Below are 19,349 nucleotides of genomic sequence, written 5' to 3'. Positions count from 1 at the left end.
TCATTCCTACTTCCAAAATCGCTCGTTGGGCGCCAACCCCGCCGGGTCGGAGGAATATTCGGGCTTGATGCGATCGAGGAAGTACATGTTCACGAGACCCTTATGCTTAACCTCGACGGCACCGCGGGCCTCTGTCTCGAAGCGTCCCTTGATGTGCTGCCAAGTGGTTTCCGAGATACTGATGCGACCAGGAACGCCGGCGGCTTCGACACGTTCCGCAACATTCACTGTGTTGCCCCAGATATCATAGGTGAATTTGTGCTTGCCGACGACGCCGGCGATAACCGGTCCGGTATTGATTCCGATCCGCGCCAGCCAAGGCGGCAGGCGCAGCTTCTCGCGTTGCCGGTTCAATTTGCTCAGGTGATCCAGTATCTGCAGCGCGCATAACGCGGCATCCATCGGGTGCGAGCGATTGGACTCCGGCACGCCGCCAACGGCGAGGTAAGCATCGCCGATGGTCTTGAGTTTTTCCAGGCGATGTTTCGCGATGATATCGTCGAACCTGGTAAAGTGCTGGTCGAGCTGATCGATGACGCTCGCCGGCTCCATCATTTCGACGATGCGGGTAAATCCGGTGAAATCGATGAAGATGACGGTCGCAGAATCGAAGAAGCGCGGCCTGACGCGCTCGCTGGCCTTGAGCTCGGCTGCGATGGAAGGCGGCAGGATGTTGAGGAGCAGCCGTTCCGATTCAGATTTCTCGGCAACCGCGCGGTCGCGGGCTTTCTCCAACTGGCGCAGCATCTCGTTGCGCTCAAGCAACTGGCGACGCAATTCCAGGTGCACCATGGTTTGCCGTGACAGCCGTCGCAGCGCTTCGCGCTGCTCGAAGCTGAGCTCGCGCGACTTGAAGTCGATGACGCACAGCGTACCCAGGGCATAGCCATCCTGCGTGATGAGCGGAACGCCGCAGTAGAAGCGGAGCTGCAGCCCGGTCGTCACGAGCGGGCTGGTGTTAAATCTTTGATCGCTGACGAGATCGGGAACGTAGAGAATATCGTTGTTGCATATCGTGGCCTGGCAAATCGAAATTTCACGGGGGCATTCGCAAAGGTCCGGGGGAAGACCATATTTGGCCTTCATCCACTGCCGTGACGGATCGACAAAGCTGATCAGGGCGGCCGGGCAGTCGCAAATCTGCGCCGCCAGTTCGGTGATTTCGTCGAATCCAATTTCCGGGAGGGTGTCGAGTATGGCGTAGCTTGCCAGCGCCTCAAGCCGTTCAGGCTCATTGGCTGGAATCGCGATGTCCATAACAAGCCCTCCGCCGGATCGACCAGGAAATCTATGGCGGAGTGCACATGGCCGGCAAGGCCTCCTTACGGAGGCCCTGCTTCAACGTGTTGTGGTCCCGATCAAGCGCTTCGGGACGCGCAGCAAGACCGTGTCCTGGGCCTTACAGCCCCGTATACCCCGCCTTCACCGGATCGTTGCTGCCATCGAGCTGGCGTAGATAGGTGAGCCCGCACACCGTCAGCCGGTGTGGATCCGTCTCGCCCGCCTCGACCAGCGTGGTGAGATAGGCCGTGACCTTGGCGCGCGCCTCCTCGCTGGCAGCGGCGCTGCAGTTCAGAAGCAGGTCATAGGTCTGCATGATCCGTTCGATCGCGGCTTCCATGGATTCTCCTGAGTTGCGTGAGCGGTGATCGTCAGGCCAATGCGCCTGCTTCGAACGTGGCGATCGCCCTATTGGCGAGCCTGATCCTGTTGAATTCGCCGCGCCGGAACAGCTTCACGATGATTGCGAGCAATCGCTCGTCGGTGACCTGGATATCGGCAATGGCGCCGCTTTTGCGAAGGTAGTTTGAGGCGATCGCGTAGGCACCGCCCACCACCTCAAAATTCATGACCTGAATTCCGCGCTCGACCAGCATGCCCTCACCTGTTTGGTGGCCGGGCCGATAATTCGCAGGCGCGAAGATGGTTCCACTGCGAGAAGAAGATGGTTCCAGTGCGAGAAATCGCCATTTCCCTTTAGGAAACAGCGATAGCTGCCCGGAAATGCGGAGGATTTTCTCTCAAAGGCAAAGCGCACCGGAGCCGGAAACCGGCGCCGATGCGCGTTGAGCGGGGCTTGCTGCCCTGCCAGTTTTGTCAGCTTGTTGGCTACCGGTCTTCTAGGCGGCCGGCTTACGAATTCTCAGAGCCGATACAGGATCTGGTCGGTCCAGAACCGCTCGAGGCGGTGCAGCGACTTGTTCAGCGTCGCGAACTCCTCATTCGAGATGCCGCCGACCTGCTCCACCGTCTTGACGTGCTTCTGGTAGAGCGCATCGACGATCTTGCGGATTTCCTGGCCCTGCGCGGTGAGGCGAATGCGGACCGAGCGACGATCGACGCGCGAGCGCTGATGATCGAGGAAGCCGAGCTCGACAAGCTTCTTGAGATTATAGGAGACGTTGGAGCCGAGGTAATAACCGCGCGTACGCAGTTCGCCCGCGGTCAGCTCCTTGTCGCCGATGTTATAGAGCAGCAATGCCTGCACCGAATTGATGTCGGCACGGCCGCGGCGATCGAATTCGTCCTTGATGACGTCGAGCAGCCGGCGATGCAGCCGTTCCACCAAAGTCAACGCTTCCAGATAGAGCGGCTGCACCGGAGTTTGACCGGCAGAGCGTTCAGCGGTTTCCACCGCCGTTGCAACGGCTTTGATCATGACACTTCCCCTGTCGTCGTTTTTCGACTTATTTCGACGAAACTTCTGTCCCGCCTGATAGCCTCAACTTAAGGGGGCCGTTTGAAGATCCGCTTAAATAAGACAATAAAGAGATCATGAATTTAACAGAGTGAATTGTGGATTAAGCCCCATGGATCAAGGCTTTTCGCAACATTTCATTGACGCTGGGAGCGCCCTGTTCACGCTTCGTCTGCAAGCCTTGTCGCATTCGGAAACAGGTGCGTCTGAAATCGAAACGCTCGCGTGAGAGTGTGGTGGAACCCTTTACGGCCTTTAACGGTGACCAAATCGTTACGGAAAAACTTTTTGAAAATTGTACGGATTCGCGTCGCGGATTCTGCACGCCGATGGATTATGGCGGAAAACTGACAGAGTTGAGGATGCTGCTGCGCTGTTCCCTCGCCCTGCTCTTCGCGGGGGAGAAGGAGCGCATCAGCATACGCCCCCTACGGCGGGCGCTCGCGCGCGGCCATCCAGGCGAGCGCGAGATAAGCGCCGAGCATTACAGCCTCGAGCGCCACCACCGTCAGGCTGCCGCCGTAGATGCCCGGAAACATTAGCTCGATCACCGCCGTCGACACCACCGTGGTGAGCCATACCACCGCGCCCCAAGGCGTCGCGAGCCACAAGCCGACGGCGCCGACAAGTTCGATGACGGCGAAATAGACGGTCGCGGTCTGCCAGGCCATCGACTGGTTCTCGAACGCCTCTTCCTCGCCGCCGATGAAACCCGTGACCTGCGCCCAGTGGTACAGGCCCTTCATGATCGACACGACCGCCATGATGCGCAGGAACAGCACCAGCCGACGCGTCCACACATTGTCATCGGGCTCGATCCGCTCCGATGACATCGCCGCCATGGACATCGCATTGTCCCTGGCATGGTCCCGCCCCTGATCGCGCGCCGAAAGGTCAGACATGGAAGCCGACCTGGAAGCTGATCTGGGGGCTAGCCTCGCAACCGGGGCGCAATGCGTGCTGGAATCTCCTCATGGCCCGATGTCTTGGCCCGGCGGGACGGTAAAATCAATTGCTGATGAGATAGATCAAGGCTCGGTGACGGGGCAGCGGCAAGGTGCTAGAATTGGAACAAATCAAAACCTTCCCTCCGCCTCAAGGAGTACCGTTCACATGGCGATCAAGTTCGGGCGTCCGATCGAAATGCGCGACGCGCCGCGGCGGCAGGCCGCCCTCGCCTCCACCCCGCTCGACCTTGCCATCCGTCCCCGCCGCAACCGCAAGGCGGAATGGGCGCGGCGGCTGGTGCGCGAAAACGTGCTGACCACGGACGATTTGATCTGGCCGATGTTCGTAGTCGACGGCCACAACACGCGCGCGCCGGTGGTCTCGATGCCCGGCGTCGACCGCCTCTCCGTCGATCAGGCGGTGCGCGACGCCGAGCGCGCGGCAAAACTGAACATCCCCTGCATCGCGCTGTTTCCCTATACCGAGCCGTCGCTCCGCGACGAGCACGGCTCCGAGGCGCTGAACCCGAACAATCTGGTCTGCCAGTCGGTGCGCGCGATCAAGAAGGAGTTCCCAGAGATCGGCGTGCTGTGCGACGTCGCACTCGATCCCTTCACCAGCCACGGCCATGACGGGCTGATCGAGGACGGCAGGATACTGAACGACGAGACGGTTGCGGTGCTGGTGAAACAGGCGCTGGTGCAGGCGGAAGCCGGCTGCGACGTCATCGCGCCATCAGACATGATGGACGGCCGCGTCGGCGCGATCCGCCAGGCGCTGGACGAGGCAGGATTTCTCGACGTGCAGATCATGTCCTATGCGGCGAAATACGCGTCCGCCTTCTACGGCCCGTTCCGCGACGCCATCGGCTCCGCCAAAACGCTGACCGGCGACAAGCGCACTTACCAGATGGACAGCGCCAATTCCGACGAAGCGCTGCGCGAGGTCGAACTCGACATCGCCGAAGGCGCCGACATGGTGATGGTGAAGCCCGGCATGCCCTATCTCGACGTCGTGCGGCGCGTGAAAGACACGTTTGCGATGCCGACCTTCGTCTACCAGGTATCCGGCGAATACGCGATGATCGCCGGAGCCGCGGCCAATGGCTGGATCGACGGCGACCACGCCATGATGGAAAGCCTGCTCGGCTTCAAGCGCGCCGGCGCGGACGGGATCTTGACGTATTTTGCGCCGAAGGCCGCGGAGAAGTTGAAGGCCGGAGGCTAACCCTCTCCGTCGTCCGCGAACGCAGGACCGATAACCACCGCTGCACGTGGTGGCAAAGGCAACTGGTCCCATCGCCCCATTGATGAGCGGTGGCGTATGGGTCCCTTGCGTTCGCAGGGACGACGGAGAAGTTGTGCCCCATCGCTGCAACCCGACAATATTGCACGCTGTTAATGATTGTAGGCCCTTGGCGCGCCCTCCGCCTGTTCCCATGTGAACCTTTGGAAACTTCGGCCTGGAGGACGGACCATGTCTTATAGCGGCTCTGGCAATACCGGCGGCGGCGCTTCAAATGCTGGCGGCGGCTGGCGGAATGACGGTGGCGTGCCGCCGCATGCGTTCGATCCCTATTCGCAGCCGGAACTGTTTCGCGGCGTGCTGACGCGGCGGGTATTTGCGTTCCTGATCGACCTCGTCGTGCTGTCGGTACCCGTCATCCTCGGCTACATCTTCATTGCCGTGTTCGGCTTGATCACGCTGGGGCTCGGCTGGATGCTGTTCTGGCTGGCGTGGCCTGCCACCATCGTGTGGGCGATCGTCTATTACGGTACCTCGATCGGCGGCCCGCATTCGGCGACGCTCGGCATGCGCGCGATGGATCTGGAGTTGCGCACCTGGTACGGCGAGCCGGGCTATTTCGTGCTCGGTGCCTGCCACGCCGTGCTGTACTGGGCCTCGATCTCATTCCTGACGCCGCTGGTGCTGCTGGTCGGCCTGTTCAACAGCCGCCGCCGGCTGCTGCACGACATCATCCTGGGAACCGTGATCATCAACAGCTCGGTTCGTACCCAGGTAGTTCCCTCGGCACGCAGCAGCTATTAAGCGAGCAGCAAACTATTTGACCGTCCGCCTTCGGGGCGCGATGTTAGAGCCGGTCGGGGCCCCAAGATGAAATCGGGGCCGGGCCGGCGCTTTTTTTCGTTCCGATGCGTTTTCTTAACGCGACCCGGTGTCTACTGCATTGGAAAGCGCTATGGTTGATTTGTTTCGGAGGCGTGACGACCCGACGTGACCCAACACTCGCGTGATACCCCGCAATTCTACCTAACGGCGCCCTCGCCCTGCCCCTATCTGCCGGGCCGGCACGAGCGCAAGGTGTTTACGCATCTGGTCGGCGACAAGGCCGGCGACCTCAACGACCTCCTGACCCATGGCGGTTTCCGCCGCAGCCAATCGATCGCCTACCGCCCGGCCTGCGACCAGTGCCGGGCCTGCGTCTCCGTGCGCGTGATCGCCAACGAATTCCGCCCCTCGCGCAACTTCAAGAAAGTTTTGGCGCGCAACGCCGACGTTGTCGGCGAACAGCGCAGCGCGGTGCCGACGTCGGAGCAATACTCCGTGTTCCGCGCCTATCTCGACAGGCGCCACCGCCATGGCGGCATGGCCGACATGACCGTGCTCGACTATGCGATGATGGTGGAAGACAGCCATGTCGAAACCCGCATCATCGAATACCGCAAGCGCGGCGTCGACACCGGCATCACCGGCCGCGGCGAGGAGCTGATCGCGGTGGCGCTGACGGATGTGCTCAGCGACGGACTGTCGATGGTGTACTCGTTCTTCGAGCCGTCGCAGCACAGCCGTTCGCTCGGCACCTTCATGATCCTCGATCACATCACCCGCGCGCGCCGGCTCGGCCTGCCTTACGTCTATCTCGGCTATTGGATCGAGGGGTCCAAGAAGATGGACTACAAGGGCCGCTTCCTGCCGCAGCAGCGGCTGGCGCCGTCAGGCTGGCTGCGGGTGGATGCGGCGGGCGAAATGCTGTCCGAGCCGCAGGATTGACCCTCTGCTGTCATCACCCGCCTTGTGAGCAATTGCGCACTGGAGCGGGTGATCCAGTATTCCAGAGACAGCAGTGATGAATCGAGAGGCCGCGGCGAACTGGGTCGCCCGGTCAAGCCGAGCGATGACAGCCGCGTGCGCGGTTAGCCGAAAAACGTTTCGAACAACAACTTCACGTTCAGCGCGACGATGATTCCGGCCACGATCCACGCTACGGCGGCTACTGCGCGCGGAATGACGAACTTGCCCATTTTGCGGCGGTCGGAAACAAACCTCACCAGTGGGATCACCGCGAACGGCAATTGCATCGACAGCACGACCTGGCTGAACACCAACAACTGGCCGGTGCCGCGCTCGCCATAGAGCGCGGTGACGATCACGACCGGAACGATGGCGATGCCGCGGGTGACGAGCCGCCGCGCCCAATTCGGCAGCCGCAGGTGCAGAAAGCCTTCCATCACGATCTGGCCGGCCAGCGTCGCCGTGACGGTCGAGTTCAGACCAGAGGCGAGCAGCGCCACTGCAAACAGGGTCGAGGCAATGCCGAGCCCGAGCAGCGGCGACAGCAGTTCATACGCCTGACCGATCTCAGCGACCTCGGTGCGGCCGGTCGCATGGAAGGTGGAGGCGGCGACGATCAGGATCGCGGCGTTGATGAACAGCGCCAGCATCAGTGCGATCGTCGAGTCGGTGGTCGCCCATCTGATCGCCTCGCGGCGGCCCTTGTCGTTGCGCTCATAGGCGCGGGTCTGCACGATCGAGGAGTGCAGGTAGAGATTATGCGGCATCACGGTGGCGCCGATGATGCCGATGGCGATGTAGAGCATCTCCGGATTGGTGACGATCTCGGGCGACGGCACAAACCCCTTCAGGACGGCAGCTACCGGCGGCGCAGCAGCTACGATCTGAATCGAAAAGCAGATCGCGATCACGATCAAAAGCGAGATGACGAAGGCTTCGAGGAAACGAAAGCCCTTGTTCATCAAGAGCAGTAGCAGGAACGCGTCGAGCGCAGTGATCAGCGCGCCCCAGATCAGGGGAATGCCGAACAGCAGGTTGAGAGCGATCGCTGTGCCGATCACCTCGGCAAGATCGCAGGCGATGATTGCCGCTTCGCAGACCACCCAGAGCAGGAAGTTCACGGGCCGCGAGAAGCTGGCGCGGCAAGCTTGCGCGAGGTCGCGGTCGGTGACGATGCCAAGCCGCGCGGCGAGCGCCTGCAACAGGATCGCCATCAGATTCGACAGCAGGATGACCACGAGCAGCGTGTAGCCGAACTTCGACCCGCCCGCGAGGTCGGTGGCCCAGTTGCCGGGGTCCATGTAACCGACCGAAACCAGATAGCCGGGGCCGAGGAAGGCCAGCAGCCGGCGCGACCAATGCCCGCCAAAGGGCACCGAGATCGTGGAATTGACCTCGGGCAAGCTCCGCCGGACGTCGGCGGCGGCGTCAGCGCGCCAACCGGAGGCGGTCGTATCGGCCATCAGCAAACCCTTGGCTTCCGGGCCCAAATCGGGCGTGCGCGCGTCCATCTCAACAAGATGGCCGATCTTCGTTCTTATTGCAACTCATTTGCAACTGCATCTGGTGATCACGAAAATGATACCACCGTCCATACGTCACCACCGCCAAGCCGTCGAAATCGCCGAACGCGCGGCGCGCAAGGCCGCCGAGACCGAGGCGATGCCGATTACCGTGATGGCGGAAGCCGAGAACCAGGCGGCGAACAACAAAGCGGAGACCATTACCATGCTGGCCAAGGCCGACGCCGAGCCAGCGACCACCCGCGCGGTCGGCGTCAAATCGCCCGGCCAGGCCGAGGCCGAGGTGGCGGCGTTGAAGGCGGAAGCGCGCAACAAGCTCTCTCAGGCGATGATCGACTACGGGCTGCGGACGGCCACTTCCTTATTGCAAATGCCTCTCATTCGTGACAGCAATTGCGACTAATTCGCAATTGCAACTGAGGGAGCATCCAAATGCGTCAGTTCAAGCGGAATTGGGAGGCACACCAAGATAGAAACGACGATTTTCACTTCGGCGCCTTTCTCGGCCATTTTCATGTGCCGCACCGACCGCACGGCTCGCATGGTCCGGGTGAGCACCATGGCCCACATGGCCCCCACGGCTCGCCGTGCTACCCGGATCCGAAGCCGGTAAAACTCGAGTACCGCAGCTTCGACGGCTCGCAGAACAATCAATCGGATTCCACCCTCAACGCTGCCGGCACTGAATTCGCACGTATCGGTGAGGCGCATTTTGCCGACGGCATTTCCGTCCCGCTCGGCGGCAACAACCCGCGTACCATCAGCAATCTTGTGGTCGGCGCCGGCGACCCGGACGTGGCAAACCCGGAAGAGGTTTCCGCGTTCATGTACGCCTGGGGTCAATTCATCGATCATGACATGACGCTGACCCGGACGGATGGCGTCAACGATATCAGCGTCGTCGTCCCCGGCGGCGATCCCGTGCTTTCCGCCGGCACCATCATCCCGATCACCCGCGCGGTCATCGATCCCACGACCGGTGCGGGAACGTCCAATCCCGCGATGGCGGTCAATTCCAATACCGCCTGGCTGGACGCCTCGATGGTCTATGGATCGAGCGCCGCGACTGCCGCCAGCCTGCGCACCGCCGACGGTCACATGATAACGTCGCAGGGCAACAACCTGCCGATCGACAACGGCATGGTCGTGGCCGGCGACGTCCGTGCCGCAGAAAATCCGGCGCTCACCGCGCTGCACACGCTGTTCGTGCGCGAACACAACTACTGGGTTGACAGACTACACCTCGAGCACCCGAAATGGACCGGCGACCAACTCTACAATCACGCGCGCGCGATAGTGACGGCGGAAATCGCCAACATCACCTATTCGGAGTTCCTGCCAAACCTACTTGGCAAGAACGCGCTGACGCCCTACGACGGCTATGACCCCAATGTCGATCCCCACCTGACGCTGGAATTCGTCGCTGCGGCGTTCCGCTTCGGACATTCGATCGTGTCGGGCGAAACCGAAGGCCTTGCGGAAAACGGCCAAGTCATCGCCGGCTCCGAGGAAGACCTGAAGGATGTATTTTTCCAACCGGCGGCAAACTTCATTGACGATGGCGGCGCCGATGGACAATTGCGCCACCTGGCCGCCGATCCGTCACAGGCGCTCGACGCGCGCATAGTCGACGACCTGCGTAACTTCCTTTTCGATCCGCCGGTGTCTCTCGATCTCGCCGCGATCAATATCCAGCGCGCGCGCGACCTTGGCCTCGGCACGCTCAACCAGATTCGTGAGGCAATCGGCCTCGAGCCCTACACGGATTTCAGCCAGATCACGAGCGACCCGGAGACGCTGGCCGGACTGAAGGCGGCTTACGGCAATGTCAACAACGTCGGCCTGTGGACAGGCGGCCTGTCGGAAAATCACGTCCCAGGCGCGCTCGTCGGCGAAACCTTTCAGGCCATCATTACGATGCAGTTCGAGGCGCTGCGCGACGGCGACCGGTTCTGGTTCGAGAATCAGGGATTCGATTCCAAGACGTTGTCCGAGATCAAAGGAACGACGCTGGCAGATATCATTCTGCGCAATACCGACACCAAGTATATCCAGGATGATGTCTTCGTTACCTATGCGCGGCACACCGGCCTTGCCGGCGGCGTGGAGTCCGAAGACCCCGAAGCCCGCCAGATCGTCATCGGCTCCAATGGCAACGACACGCTGATCGGCGGTCCGCAGGGTGATTATCTGTTCGCCGGAACCGGCAGGCAGACGATGACGGGGAATGACGGCGCGGATCGCTTCGTGTTTGATTTCGGATCCACCAAAGCCAAGATCACCGATTTCGATCCAGGCGTCGACATGCTGGTGTTTGAGAATGCCGGCCGTCTGGACTTTCGCGACGTGAGTATCTGGGGCGACCATGGGAATACGGTGGTTCAGGTCGGCGACGACCAGATCGAACTCATTGACGTGCGGCCCCATGAACTCACAAAGCACGATTTCCTGTTCGACGTTTAATGCGAATCCGTCAGCAGGAAGGACGTGCCGGATAAAGCCCGGCCAGGACGGAAGGTGAAAGGCCTCCACGCTGCCGCGATCTTTGCGCTGTCGTGCCCGCGCTTGTCGCGGGCATCCCCTCCCTTGCATCGCGTAACGACGTGAATGACCGGGACAGGCCCGGCCACCGCGCATGTTTGTATTTGGTACCGGCGCTCAGCGTTCGCTGAGATTGTCCATCGTCAACTTGCGGATCCGCTGCTCAAACGGGGCAACGACCCACGAAAGGTTTCCCGCCTTCCCGCAGCGCCAAGATCTCCTTGCGTTGCTCCTCGATCAGTTCAAGCAACGCCTTTTTTGCTCGGCCTTTAGACCCGTCGCGCTTTCGGTGCGCTGGGGCGCGCCATCGAGAACCGTCTTGATCTCCGCCTCGGGGATCGTCGCAAAGAACCCCTTCATCGTTTCGTCTACTGCGGTTTTCCAGTTCTTCTGATTGAATCCCGATTTGGTAATCAACTTTTGGCTCGCAGCATCCTTCTCGAACCACTCGTCGGCTTCGTCATCGTCGTACGCGAAATTGCCAAACTCGGTCTTCAGCTTCTCGATAAGGTCAACGACGGTGGCGGCATCGCGAGAGGTCAATGCCAACGCGACCTTGTCGAATTTGGCCACACTCAATGCGGCGAGCAAAGCAAAGGCTAATGCGATAGCTGCCGCTGCCCGTGAGGGGAAACCCTGCATTTTTCAATCTACTCCTGTTGATTCCAATGAACGACCCCACCCACCTCACGGACGTGCTCACTGAATCAACAGGCAGCTCACAAGGAAGTTGCGCCACCTGCCACTGAATCAAATGGCCCAAATTGTCAATTCGCCCGCCGCTCGATCTGGATATGCAGATGCGTTCTCGCCGTTCGTGAGAGCCTGAGCTTTGCTGACTTTTACTTTTCCCCTCGACCATGAGGGGTACGGAGCGCCACCAGGCGCAACGGTAGTCGGTGTCGCCAGCGCCCTCCCGCTTGCGACACCGGACGACACCAGCCCAACGCCTTGCGGAGCTCCGCGCGCGGCGATTTCTGTCGCGGGGGACCGTGTGCTTCCGGCGCGTGTGGAGGTTTTTGTTTGCAGAGAAGCTTGTCGGGAAACGGGTGGGTTGGATCGTCCATAGGCCAGACAATGGGCCAGATAGATTCTGCCAAGGAATACTGCCATGTCCGCCGCCGACACGCCGCGCCTGCCCGCGACCTTCAACCGTCTGGCCTGGTCGAACCTCGCCGCGCAATTGGCCGAGCAGATTGCGCTGGCCGCAGCGCCCATCGTCGCGGTGCTGCTGCTTGGCACGGGCGAAGGCCAGACCGGGCTATTGCAGACCGCGCTGACGCTGCCCTTCATCCTGTTTGCGATTCCCGCCGGTCTCCTTGCCGACCGCATCTCGCGGCGCTGGGTGATGGCGGCCTCCGAAGCGCTGCGGGCGGCCGCGCTTGCCGCGACGCTGCTGCTGATCTGGCTTGGCGCAATCACGCTGCCGCTGCTCTCGCTGCTCGGCTTCATCGCTGTCTGCGGCACCGTGGCCTACAGCGTCGCCGCGCCCGCTTTGGTGCCATCGCTGGTCAATTCGGAGCAATTGCCCGCCGCGAACGCGCGCATCGAACTGGCGCGCACGGTGGCGTTTGCGAGCGGCCCCGCGCTCGGCGGCGTGCTGGTCGGATGGGTCGGGGCAGCGCCTGCCTTCGGCTTTGCCGCCGCATTGTCGGTGGTGGCCGTCGTGTTGCTGTCGGGCATCTATGAACCGGCACGCGTCCCTGCCCCGCGCCGCCATCCCTTGCAGGAGATCAGGGAAGGCGCCGCGTTCGTGTTGCATCACGCGCTGCTGCGGCCCGTGTTCATCACGCAGTTCATCTTCAACACGGCGTCGTTCCTGCTGCTGGCCGTGTTCGTGCCTTACGCCGTTCGTCATCTCGGCCTATCGGCCACCGGCGTCGGCGTAACGCTTGGCATGTACGGCGTCGGCATGGTGGCCGGCGCGCTCGCGGCCACACGGGTGATGCAGCGGCTGGCCTTCGGCACGGTGATCGGGCTCGGCCCGGTGACGGGATTCGTCGCCGCCGCCATCATGGCGCTGACCACGATCGCACCGACGCCGCTACTGGCAGGCCTGAGCTTCTTCCTGCTCGGCGCAGGTCCCATTCTCTGGGTGATCTCGACCACGACGCTGCGGCAATCGGTGACGCCGCCCTCGCTGCTCGGGCGCGTCTCGGCCATCAACATCATGAGTTACGGCGCCCGTCCGCTCGGCTCGGCGCTCGGGGCCATCGTCGGCGGGCTTTATGGCGCGGAAGCCTGCCTCTATCTGGCAGCCGCGATCTTCGCTGCGCAAGCGCTGGTGATCCTGCTGTCGCCGGTGGTCTCGCTGGCACGGCAGCCGGACATGGTGGGCGAGCCGGCGGGGTGCTAACCGGCTTGCCGAAACCGTCAACGACGGTTTTTGCCAGCGTTTCTTTCCAATTGCCCGGAGCCTATTGGTGCTTTCCCATCCCGCTTTATATGATATACGTAATATCATACAGAAGCGAGAACCCTCATGGCCGACCAGACTGCAGCAATCGACACCGGCCCTCGTTCGGAAGCTTCTTCCACTGTCCTGCAGATTGCTGTCCTGGCAGGCCTCGCCGCCACGGGAACACTCGCCACCAACATCCTGCTACCGTCGCTGCCGCAGATGGCGGCGTCGCTCAACGTCACGAGCGCGGCGGTCACCGCAGCGATCACGGTCTTCCTCGCGGTGTTCGCGATCGGCCAGCTCGTGGTCGGGCCGATCTCGGACCGCTATGGCCGCCGTTGGCCAGTCTTGGTCGGATTTGCAATCTTCTTCGTCGGCAGCGTCTGGTGCGGCTTCGCCAATGATTTGCCAAGCCTGCTGATTGGCCGTGTCATCCAGGCGGCCGGCGCCTGCGCCACCTCGGTGCTGTCCCGCGCCATTGCCCGCGACCTGTTTTCCGGTCCAGCCCTGGGCCGCGCGATGGCGCTGATCATGATCGCAATGTCGGCAGCGCCGGGCTTTTCGCCGCTGCTCGGCGGTGCGCTCGACCACGCTTTCGGCTGGCGCTCCGAATTCGCATTCCTCGCGGCTTTCGCCGGGCTCGGCGCCCTCGCCTACGGCATGGTGTTTGGCGAGACCCACCTCGCAACACGCACCCCGCTCGATCTGCAGGCGATCGCCAAAACCTACCTCGCCCTGCTCCGCGACCGCCGCTTCGTGGTGCCGGCGGCAACCGTCAGCCTGACTCTGGGCGCGCTGTTTTCGATTTTCTCGGCGGCGCCCCGCGTGCTGATCGAAGCGATGCATTTTACGCCGATTCAACTCGGCCTGTTATTTGCGGGTACGGTGCTGATCGTGTTCGCCGCCGGTATGCTCGCGACCCGGCTGGCGCCACGCTATGGGCTCGATCGTTCGATCCGGGGCGGACTGTTCGCCGCCGCAGCCGGCAGCCTCGCGATGCTGCTGGTCTCGCTATACGCCCCCTCCTTCCTGCCGTTTCTTGCGGCCATGAGCGTGTTCCTGCTCGGCATGGGCATCGTCAGCCCGTTAGGCACGGCGCAGGCGCTGTCCCCGTTCGGCGACAAAGCGGGCGCGGCATCAGCGCTCATCGGCTTCTCGCAGATGATGACGGCCGCAATCGGCGTCTGGCTCGCGGCGACGATTTCGCATGAGGCGCTGTTCGCGCTCGGCGTGGTGCTGATGGTGTTCTCGTTAGTGGCCGTGGCGCTTTACTCGACCCGGGCGACCGGGCCGTGACGCGATTTCACGCCAACGACCGCGCGCCCGACGGAAGCTCCTGCAACAGCGGCCACCGGTAATCGGGAAGTTGCAGGGTGTCGACGATATCCCTGCCGGTCATGAGCCGGGCCACGCCGGGGATGGTAAACGCCCTTATCACCTGATTGCGAAACCAGAGGCCGGCCGCGGTTCTTGGTGCAAAAGCCGAAGCGAAGCGCTCGGCACCCTGCTGCTTGCCGTGGATGTAATTCCGCAACCGCGTTTCGTAGTTGCTGAAGGCTTCTTCGTGACGTCCGTCGGCGCTGGCCAGTTCGCCGGCCAGCACGTAGGCTGAAATCATGGCAAGCGCCGAGCCCTGTCCGGCCAACAGCGACACGCAAAACGCGGCGTCGCCGGCGAGCGCAACGCGACCTCGCGACCAACTCTCCATCCGGATTTGGCTAACGCGATCGAAATAGAGCTCGTCCGTTTCCTCGAGCCGCTGCAGAACCTGCGGACATTCCCACTTCCCCTCGCCATAGGTCTTGCGCAGCATGGCCTTCTGCAGGTCCAGCGTGCTCGGCAGTGAACCGCCTTTCGCGGCGAAAACGAAAAGGAACAGCGTTCGATCATCGTGCAATGTGAAGCGGCCCAGCATGCGCCCGGGCCTTCCGTACATCAGATAGACGTCGTCGTCGCGGGGACGATAGCCGCGGACCTCGAACGCCGCGACGACATAGCCGAGATGTTTCTCGAACTGATGCTGCGGCCCGAATGCCAGCCCGCGAACGCCCGAATGCAGGCCATCGGCGCCGATCACCAGATCGAACCGTCGTTCGCCCGCATGCTTCAATCGCACCTGCACGCCGTCTGGCTGCTGCTCGAGTTTGACAATCTCGCTGTCGAAAATGACTTCCGTGGTCCCCCTGATCTTCTCGAACAGCAGTCGCGAGAGGTCGCTGCGCCGAATCGTCACGTAACGATCGTCCGTCAACTCGGAAAACACCTTGGTTCCAAATCCGGTTACGCGCTGCCCCCTGTCGTCGACAATCCGCAGCTCCTGCACGTGGTAGCCGGCGCGGTTGATCTCCGTTATCAACCCCATGCGCTCGGCAATGTCGTACCCATGCCCCCAGAAGTCGATGACATAGCCGCCACTGCGTAGCTCCGGTGCGCGCTCGATCAGCGTGGGCTGTAACCCGGCCGCTCGCAGCCAAAACGCTAGCGTCGGTCCGGCGATTCCAGCACCCAAGATCAATACCGTCTTCATCTCCGGGATTTGTGAAGCGCGGGGCATTGTTCAAGGAGCTGGATGGCATTTGCCATTCACGCTTTGGTTTGCGGGCCGTCTCAGGAGGCTAGATATCGCTCGTACTTCCCGGTCACCACCTCGTCCGCCGCAATATCCGGATCGAGCGTATAAAGATCCTGCGCGCGGCCGATGCCGCGCAGTGCGTAGCGGCCGGTGGAGACCAGGTAGTTTCGCCCCGCGGCATCGAGACCCGAGCAGAACGCCGAGGACATCAGCAATTCGCGGTCGACCGAGCGGCACATCGAGGCGATGCGGCTCACCTCGTTGACGGCGGGCCCCACCACCGTGAAATCGAGCCGGTCGTCGCTGCCGATATTGCCGTAAAAGACCTCGCCGACATGCAGGCCGACATGGGCTGATGTGACCGGCCGGTTCTCGGCCGTGCGTCGGGCGTTGAGCGTCCTCATGTTACGGCGGAAACGATGTTCGGCGCGCAGCGCGGCGCGGTTTGCCTTTGCCATGTTCTCATGTGTGAACATCGCCAGCACGCCGTCGCCGATCAGCTTGAGCACCTCGCCGCCGGCATCGTGAATGGCGTCGATCGAGGCCTGCGCGTAATCGTTGAGAAACGGGATGATCTCGCCGGGATCGATGCTCTCGCTGATCGCCGTCGAGCCGCGCAGGTCGGAGAACCACAGCACCGTGTTGATCCGCTCGGTGACGCCGCGCGTGATGCGGCCGCGCAGCACCTGCTCGGCGGTGTCGCGACCGAGATAGACCCGGCCCAGCGTCTTGGTGATGTCAGCCTGCGCCGCGGATTTGATCGCCAGCCCCAGCACCGGCACGAGATCGCGGAGGGCCGCGAGTCCCTGCACGCCAAACCCCTCGTCGCGTCGTGTCACCCAATAGGAATAGACGCAGTCCATCTGCCCCATGGTGCCGGCCTCGCCGAACTGGTGCACATAGGCGACCAGATGCTTGTGACCTTTCTCGGCGAGCTCGCCCATGAATTTGAAGTTGTGGGAGGTGCGATTGCCGAGGTCGAGCGGCAGCTCTTCATGGCCGTTTTGGAGCATGTAGTAGAAGATCGAACTGCGCCATGCCTCCGCGGCTTCGCCCTCGTTGGTCGAGCCATATTCGAACGCGTCGCTTTCGTTGGTCTCGGCGTCGTTCCAGCGAAAGCCACGGCCCTCGAAAATCGGGTGCAGCGTGTCGATGAAGACCATGCCGCGCGACAGGCCAAGCCCCTCGGCACAGCAGCGTTCGCAGAAGCCGCGGATCAGGTCGTTTTGAGGCAGGCCGGTGAGGCCCTGGCCGACCAGCCAGTTCATCAGGCGCAGACGGGGGGTGAGGTCCATGGGGCTATTATGCCGTGCAATCGGGGCGAGTGAAAGGCTCGCGCCCCGCGCTGGTCAGACCTCGAACAGGTCAGAGCGCAGGCTTGCAAATGTCACGAAACTGTTCGAGTCGGACTGTGACAGGATATTCAGGTCTGGACATCAGTCGCGTCGTGCAGGGCCGCAGTGTGATGCTCACGTCGGCGCGTCATTACTGGCGGCGACGGTTGCGCCACCAGCCTCGTACCAGCCGCGCGAAGCTTTCACCAGATAGACCACCGAAAGCATGACGGGGACTTCCACCAGCACACCGACGACCGTGGCCAACGCGGCTCCGGAATTCAGGCCGAACAGGCTGATGGCGGCGGCGACGGCGAGTTCGAAGAAATTGCTGGCGCCGATCAGCGCCGCCGGCGCAGCGACGCACCAGGCCACGCCGAAGCGCCTGCTCAGCCAATAGGCCAGCCCGGCGTTGAAATAGACCTGGATCAGGATCGGCACGGCGAGCAACACGATCACCAGCGGCTGCGCGATAATCTGTTCCCCCTGAAAGCCGAACAGCATGACCAGCGTCGTCAGCAGCGCCACCAGAGACACCGGTTGCAGCATATGCAGCGTCCGCTGCAACGCCGCAGGTCCCGTTCTTAACAGCGCACGGCGCCCAAGCTGCGCCACGACGACCGGCACCACGATATACAGCAGCACCGAAATCAGGAGCGTAGCCCAAGGCACGATGATCGAAGCCACGCCGAGCAACAGGCCGACCAGCGGCGCAAACGCAAACACCATAATGACGTCGTTGAGCGCAACCTGGCTCAACGTGTAGTGCGGCTCCCCCTCGCACAGGTTCGACCACACGAACACCATCGCGGTACATGGCGCAGCCGCCAGCAAAATGAGACCGGCGATGTAGGACGGAATTTGTGCCGCGGGCAGCCATGCCGCAAACAGATGCCCGATGAACAGCGAACCCAGCAGTGCCATCGAGAATGGCTTGACCGCCCAGTTGATGAACAGCGTGACGCCGACGCCGCGCCAGTGTTCCCGTACCTGGCCGAGCGCACCGAAATCGATCTTCAGTAGCATCGGGATGATCATCAGCCAGACCAGCGCCGCCACCGGCAGGTTCACGCGCGCGATCTCGGCACTCGAGATGGTCGCGAACATTCCAGGCAGCAGATGTCCGAGTGCGACACCGGCGGCAATGCACAGCGCCACCCACAGCGAGAGATAACGTTCGAACAGGTTCATGGTGGAGACATCCGGGCGTGACTTGGAGAGGCGCTCTCCTGCTATCGCGCGCGGCCGTGACCGTGCGATGACCTCCGATATTGCAGGCTCAGCCCGTTCGCAAGAAATATGTCTAGATTTCTCGACACATTGAAACGAAAATTGCGCCGGTAACGTGCAAATCGCCGCGTTCTACCGCTTAACGTCATCGAACTGTCATCTAATTCGTCGATAACTATGGACACGATAGCGAGGCCGCGAGAAAGTCAATGGAAGCAAATGGTCGCGAAGCCAGCGCCATAGAGGGTTTTGGATCGCTCGCGCAGGCAACCCGCCTTGCCGCGGTACGCCACCTGCTCGCCGTCCACCCGCAAAGCCTGCCCGCCGGTGAGATCGCACGGCTCTGCGAAGTGCCGCACAACACGATGTCGACGCACCTCGCAATTCTAAGCCGAGCCGGTTTGATCTCCGTCGAGAAAGATGGCCGCTCGATGAACTATCGGGCCGATGTGGACGGATTTAGAGGCTTGCTCGAATTTCTCTCCAGGGACTGCTGCAACGGTCGCCCCGAACTCTGTGGCGATGCCTTCGATCTCCCATCCGAAGCAACGGGGAAGTTCATGACGCCCGCGTTCAACGTCCTCTTTCTGTGCACTCAAAATTCGGCTCGCTCAATCATCGCCGAAGCCGTGCTCGAGAAGATCGGCCGTGGCCGCTTCCGGGCTTATTCCGCCGGATCGGAACCGGCCCGAGAACCCGTTCCCGAAGTCATCGACCGGCTGAAAGCCCTCGGGCACGACGTGTCCCGCCTGCATCCAAAGTCGTGGGATGAGTTTCGAGGTCCACTCGCTCCCCGCATGGACTTCGTCATCGCGCTCTGCGACGCGCCCAATGGCCAGTTTTGTCCGGACCTCGGCGCCCAGTTCGTCACCGGCGCCTGGCCCCTTCCCGACCCGGCGCAGTTCACGGGGTCGCCGGCCGAGCGCACCACGCTTCTAAATGAACTCTACGCCATGATCCGGCGCCGCATCGAAATCTTCACAAGCCTGCCGTTCGATTCGCTGGACCGCATGGCGATCAAGGCGCGTCTGGACGAAATCGGCGATACGACTCGCGTATCCCCTTAAGG

At 62.1% G+C, this 19,349-nt stretch carries 18 protein-coding genes; 8 read left to right on the top strand and 10 right to left on the bottom strand.

Annotated features, from left to right (window positions below; translation table 11 throughout):
- Positions 1-6 precede the first annotated feature (6 nt).
- The 5 genes from CQ13_RS26425 to CQ13_RS26405 form a co-directional block, all read right to left on the bottom strand.
- Positions 7-1,257 (bottom strand): adenylate/guanylate cyclase domain-containing protein, encoded by a 1,251-nt coding sequence (locus tag CQ13_RS26425; RefSeq protein WP_057845743.1) that lies wholly within the window; start codon positions 1,255-1,257, stop codon positions 7-9.
- Positions 1,258-1,399: 142 nt separating this feature from the next.
- A complete protein-coding gene (locus tag CQ13_RS26420) occupies positions 1,400-1,621 on the bottom strand; it encodes a hypothetical protein (RefSeq protein WP_028345690.1) in 222 nt (73 codons plus the stop codon).
- A 31-nt stretch (positions 1,622-1,652) separates the two neighbouring features.
- Entirely contained in the window at positions 1,653-1,877 is a 225-nt protein-coding gene (locus tag CQ13_RS26415; RefSeq protein ID WP_057845742.1) for a hypothetical protein, read from the bottom strand.
- Positions 1,878-2,143: 266 nt separating this feature from the next.
- Positions 2,144-2,659: a transcriptional regulator LdtR gene (gene ldtR / locus CQ13_RS26410; RefSeq protein WP_028345688.1), complete on the bottom strand. Its 516-nt coding sequence runs from the start codon at positions 2,657-2,659 to the stop codon at positions 2,144-2,146.
- 467 nt (positions 2,660-3,126) lie between these two features.
- Positions 3,127-3,600: a DUF6163 family protein gene (locus CQ13_RS26405; RefSeq protein WP_028345687.1), complete on the bottom strand. Its 474-nt coding sequence runs from the start codon at positions 3,598-3,600 to the stop codon at positions 3,127-3,129.
- 211 nt (positions 3,601-3,811) lie between these two features.
- On the opposite strand from CQ13_RS26405, the gene hemB reads away from it, so the two are divergent.
- The 3 genes from hemB (at position 3,812) to CQ13_RS26390 (ending at position 6,658) form a co-directional block, all read left to right on the top strand.
- A complete protein-coding gene (gene hemB / locus CQ13_RS26400) occupies positions 3,812-4,873 on the top strand; it encodes a porphobilinogen synthase (protein ID WP_057845741.1) in 1,062 nt (353 codons plus the stop codon).
- Positions 4,874-5,122: 249 nt separating this feature from the next.
- Positions 5,123-5,695, top strand: a complete 573-nt coding sequence (locus CQ13_RS26395) for an RDD family protein (RefSeq protein ID WP_057845740.1) — start codon at positions 5,123-5,125, stop codon at positions 5,693-5,695.
- A gap of 186 nt (positions 5,696-5,881) precedes the next feature.
- Positions 5,882-6,658: an arginyltransferase gene (locus CQ13_RS26390; protein WP_057845739.1), complete on the top strand. Its 777-nt coding sequence runs from the start codon at positions 5,882-5,884 to the stop codon at positions 6,656-6,658.
- A gap of 143 nt (positions 6,659-6,801) precedes the next feature.
- On the opposite strand, the gene CQ13_RS26385 is transcribed toward CQ13_RS26390, so the two are convergent.
- The gene (locus CQ13_RS26385; protein WP_245309321.1) at positions 6,802-8,142 is read right to left on the bottom strand and encodes an Nramp family divalent metal transporter; all 1,341 of its coding nucleotides are present in this window, start codon (positions 8,140-8,142) and stop codon (positions 6,802-6,804) included.
- Between CQ13_RS26385 and CQ13_RS45885 the strand changes: the two genes are divergently transcribed.
- Entirely contained in the window at positions 8,069-8,605 is a 537-nt protein-coding gene (locus CQ13_RS45885; RefSeq protein ID WP_245309332.1) for a hypothetical protein, read from the top strand. The two genes, CQ13_RS26385 and CQ13_RS45885, sit on opposite strands and share 74 nt — an antisense overlap.
- A gap of 29 nt (positions 8,606-8,634) precedes the next feature.
- On the top strand, positions 8,635-10,665 hold the full coding sequence (locus tag CQ13_RS26375; protein ID WP_057845736.1) for a peroxidase family protein: 2,031 nt from the start codon (positions 8,635-8,637) through the stop codon (positions 10,663-10,665).
- 315 nt (positions 10,666-10,980) lie between these two features.
- Here the strand turns inward: CQ13_RS26375 and CQ13_RS26370 are convergent, their stop codons facing one another.
- Positions 10,981-11,385 carry a hypothetical protein gene (locus tag CQ13_RS26370; protein ID WP_156433915.1) on the bottom strand — a complete coding sequence of 135 codons (405 nt, stop codon included), beginning with the start codon at positions 11,383-11,385 and terminating at the stop codon, positions 10,981-10,983.
- A gap of 469 nt (positions 11,386-11,854) precedes the next feature.
- Here CQ13_RS26370 and CQ13_RS26365 point away from each other — a divergent pair, with 469 nt between their 5' ends.
- Entirely contained in the window at positions 11,855-13,099 is a 1,245-nt protein-coding gene (locus CQ13_RS26365; protein WP_057845734.1) for an MFS transporter, read from the top strand.
- A gap of 126 nt (positions 13,100-13,225) precedes the next feature.
- The gene (locus CQ13_RS26360; protein ID WP_057845733.1) at positions 13,226-14,440 is read left to right on the top strand and encodes a multidrug effflux MFS transporter; all 1,215 of its coding nucleotides are present in this window, start codon (positions 13,226-13,228) and stop codon (positions 14,438-14,440) included.
- A 7-nt stretch (positions 14,441-14,447) separates the two neighbouring features.
- Here CQ13_RS26360 and CQ13_RS26355 read toward each other — a convergent pair whose 3' ends face one another.
- The 3 genes from CQ13_RS26355 to arsB all read right to left on the bottom strand — a co-directional run bounded on the left by CQ13_RS26355 (position 14,448) and on the right by arsB (position 18,241).
- On the bottom strand, positions 14,448-15,671 hold the full coding sequence (locus tag CQ13_RS26355) for an FAD-binding domain (protein WP_057845732.1): 1,224 nt from the start codon (positions 15,669-15,671) through the stop codon (positions 14,448-14,450).
- Between the two features lie 80 nt (positions 15,672-15,751).
- Positions 15,752-17,011, bottom strand: coding sequence for an adenylate/guanylate cyclase domain-containing protein (locus CQ13_RS26350; RefSeq protein ID WP_057845731.1), 1,260 nt, complete (start codon positions 17,009-17,011; stop codon positions 15,752-15,754).
- Between the two features lie 174 nt (positions 17,012-17,185).
- Positions 17,186-18,241 carry an ACR3 family arsenite efflux transporter gene (gene arsB, locus CQ13_RS26345; protein WP_057845730.1) on the bottom strand — a complete coding sequence of 352 codons (1,056 nt, stop codon included), beginning with the start codon at positions 18,239-18,241 and terminating at the stop codon, positions 17,186-17,188.
- A gap of 248 nt (positions 18,242-18,489) precedes the next feature.
- Between arsB and CQ13_RS26340 the strand changes: the two genes are divergently transcribed.
- A complete protein-coding gene (locus tag CQ13_RS26340) occupies positions 18,490-19,347 on the top strand; it encodes an arsenate reductase/protein-tyrosine-phosphatase family protein (RefSeq protein WP_057845729.1) in 858 nt (285 codons plus the stop codon).
- Positions 19,348-19,349: the final 2 nt, after the last annotated feature.

Origin of the sequence: Bradyrhizobium retamae, from assembly GCF_001440415.1 — a bacterium.
Taxonomy (GTDB): domain Bacteria; phylum Pseudomonadota; class Alphaproteobacteria; order Rhizobiales; family Xanthobacteraceae; genus Bradyrhizobium; species Bradyrhizobium retamae.
Note: the sequence above shows the minus strand (reverse complement) of the source record. Positions and strands in the feature narration are given on the sequence as shown.

Excerpts from the sequence above, each read along its gene's own strand:
- CQ13_RS26375 (WP_057845736.1), top strand. The coding sequence starts at position 8,635 with ATGCGTCAGTTCAAGCGGAATTGGGAGGCACACCAAGATAGAAACGAC.
- CQ13_RS26360 (WP_057845733.1), top strand. The coding sequence starts at position 13,226 with ATGGCCGACCAGACTGCAGCAATCGACACCGGCCCTCGTTCGGAAGCT.
- CQ13_RS26385 (WP_245309321.1), bottom strand. The coding sequence starts at position 8,142 with ATGGCCGATACGACCGCCTCCGGTTGGCGCGCTGACGCCGCCGCCGAC.
- CQ13_RS26395 (WP_057845740.1), top strand. The coding sequence starts at position 5,123 with ATGTCTTATAGCGGCTCTGGCAATACCGGCGGCGGCGCTTCAAATGCT.
- CQ13_RS26355 (WP_057845732.1), bottom strand. The coding sequence starts at position 15,671 with ATGAAGACGGTATTGATCTTGGGTGCTGGAATCGCCGGACCGACGCTA.
- CQ13_RS26370 (WP_156433915.1), bottom strand. The coding sequence starts at position 11,385 with ATGCAGGGTTTCCCCTCACGGGCAGCGGCAGCTATCGCATTAGCCTTT.
- arsB (WP_057845730.1), bottom strand. The coding sequence starts at position 18,241 with ATGAACCTGTTCGAACGTTATCTCTCGCTGTGGGTGGCGCTGTGCATT.
- CQ13_RS26405 (WP_028345687.1), bottom strand. The coding sequence starts at position 3,600 with ATGTCTGACCTTTCGGCGCGCGATCAGGGGCGGGACCATGCCAGGGAC.
- CQ13_RS26365 (WP_057845734.1), top strand. The coding sequence starts at position 11,855 with ATGTCCGCCGCCGACACGCCGCGCCTGCCCGCGACCTTCAACCGTCTG.
- CQ13_RS26350 (WP_057845731.1), bottom strand. The coding sequence starts at position 17,011 with ATGGACCTCACCCCCCGTCTGCGCCTGATGAACTGGCTGGTCGGCCAG.
- CQ13_RS26415 (WP_057845742.1), bottom strand. The coding sequence starts at position 1,877 with ATGCTGGTCGAGCGCGGAATTCAGGTCATGAATTTTGAGGTGGTGGGC.
- CQ13_RS26340 (WP_057845729.1), top strand. The coding sequence starts at position 18,490 with ATGGAAGCAAATGGTCGCGAAGCCAGCGCCATAGAGGGTTTTGGATCG.
- ldtR (WP_028345688.1), bottom strand. The coding sequence starts at position 2,659 with ATGATCAAAGCCGTTGCAACGGCGGTGGAAACCGCTGAACGCTCTGCC.
- CQ13_RS26425 (WP_057845743.1), bottom strand. The coding sequence starts at position 1,257 with ATGGACATCGCGATTCCAGCCAATGAGCCTGAACGGCTTGAGGCGCTG.
- CQ13_RS26420 (WP_028345690.1), bottom strand. The coding sequence starts at position 1,621 with ATGGAAGCCGCGATCGAACGGATCATGCAGACCTATGACCTGCTTCTG.
- hemB (WP_057845741.1), top strand. The coding sequence starts at position 3,812 with ATGGCGATCAAGTTCGGGCGTCCGATCGAAATGCGCGACGCGCCGCGG.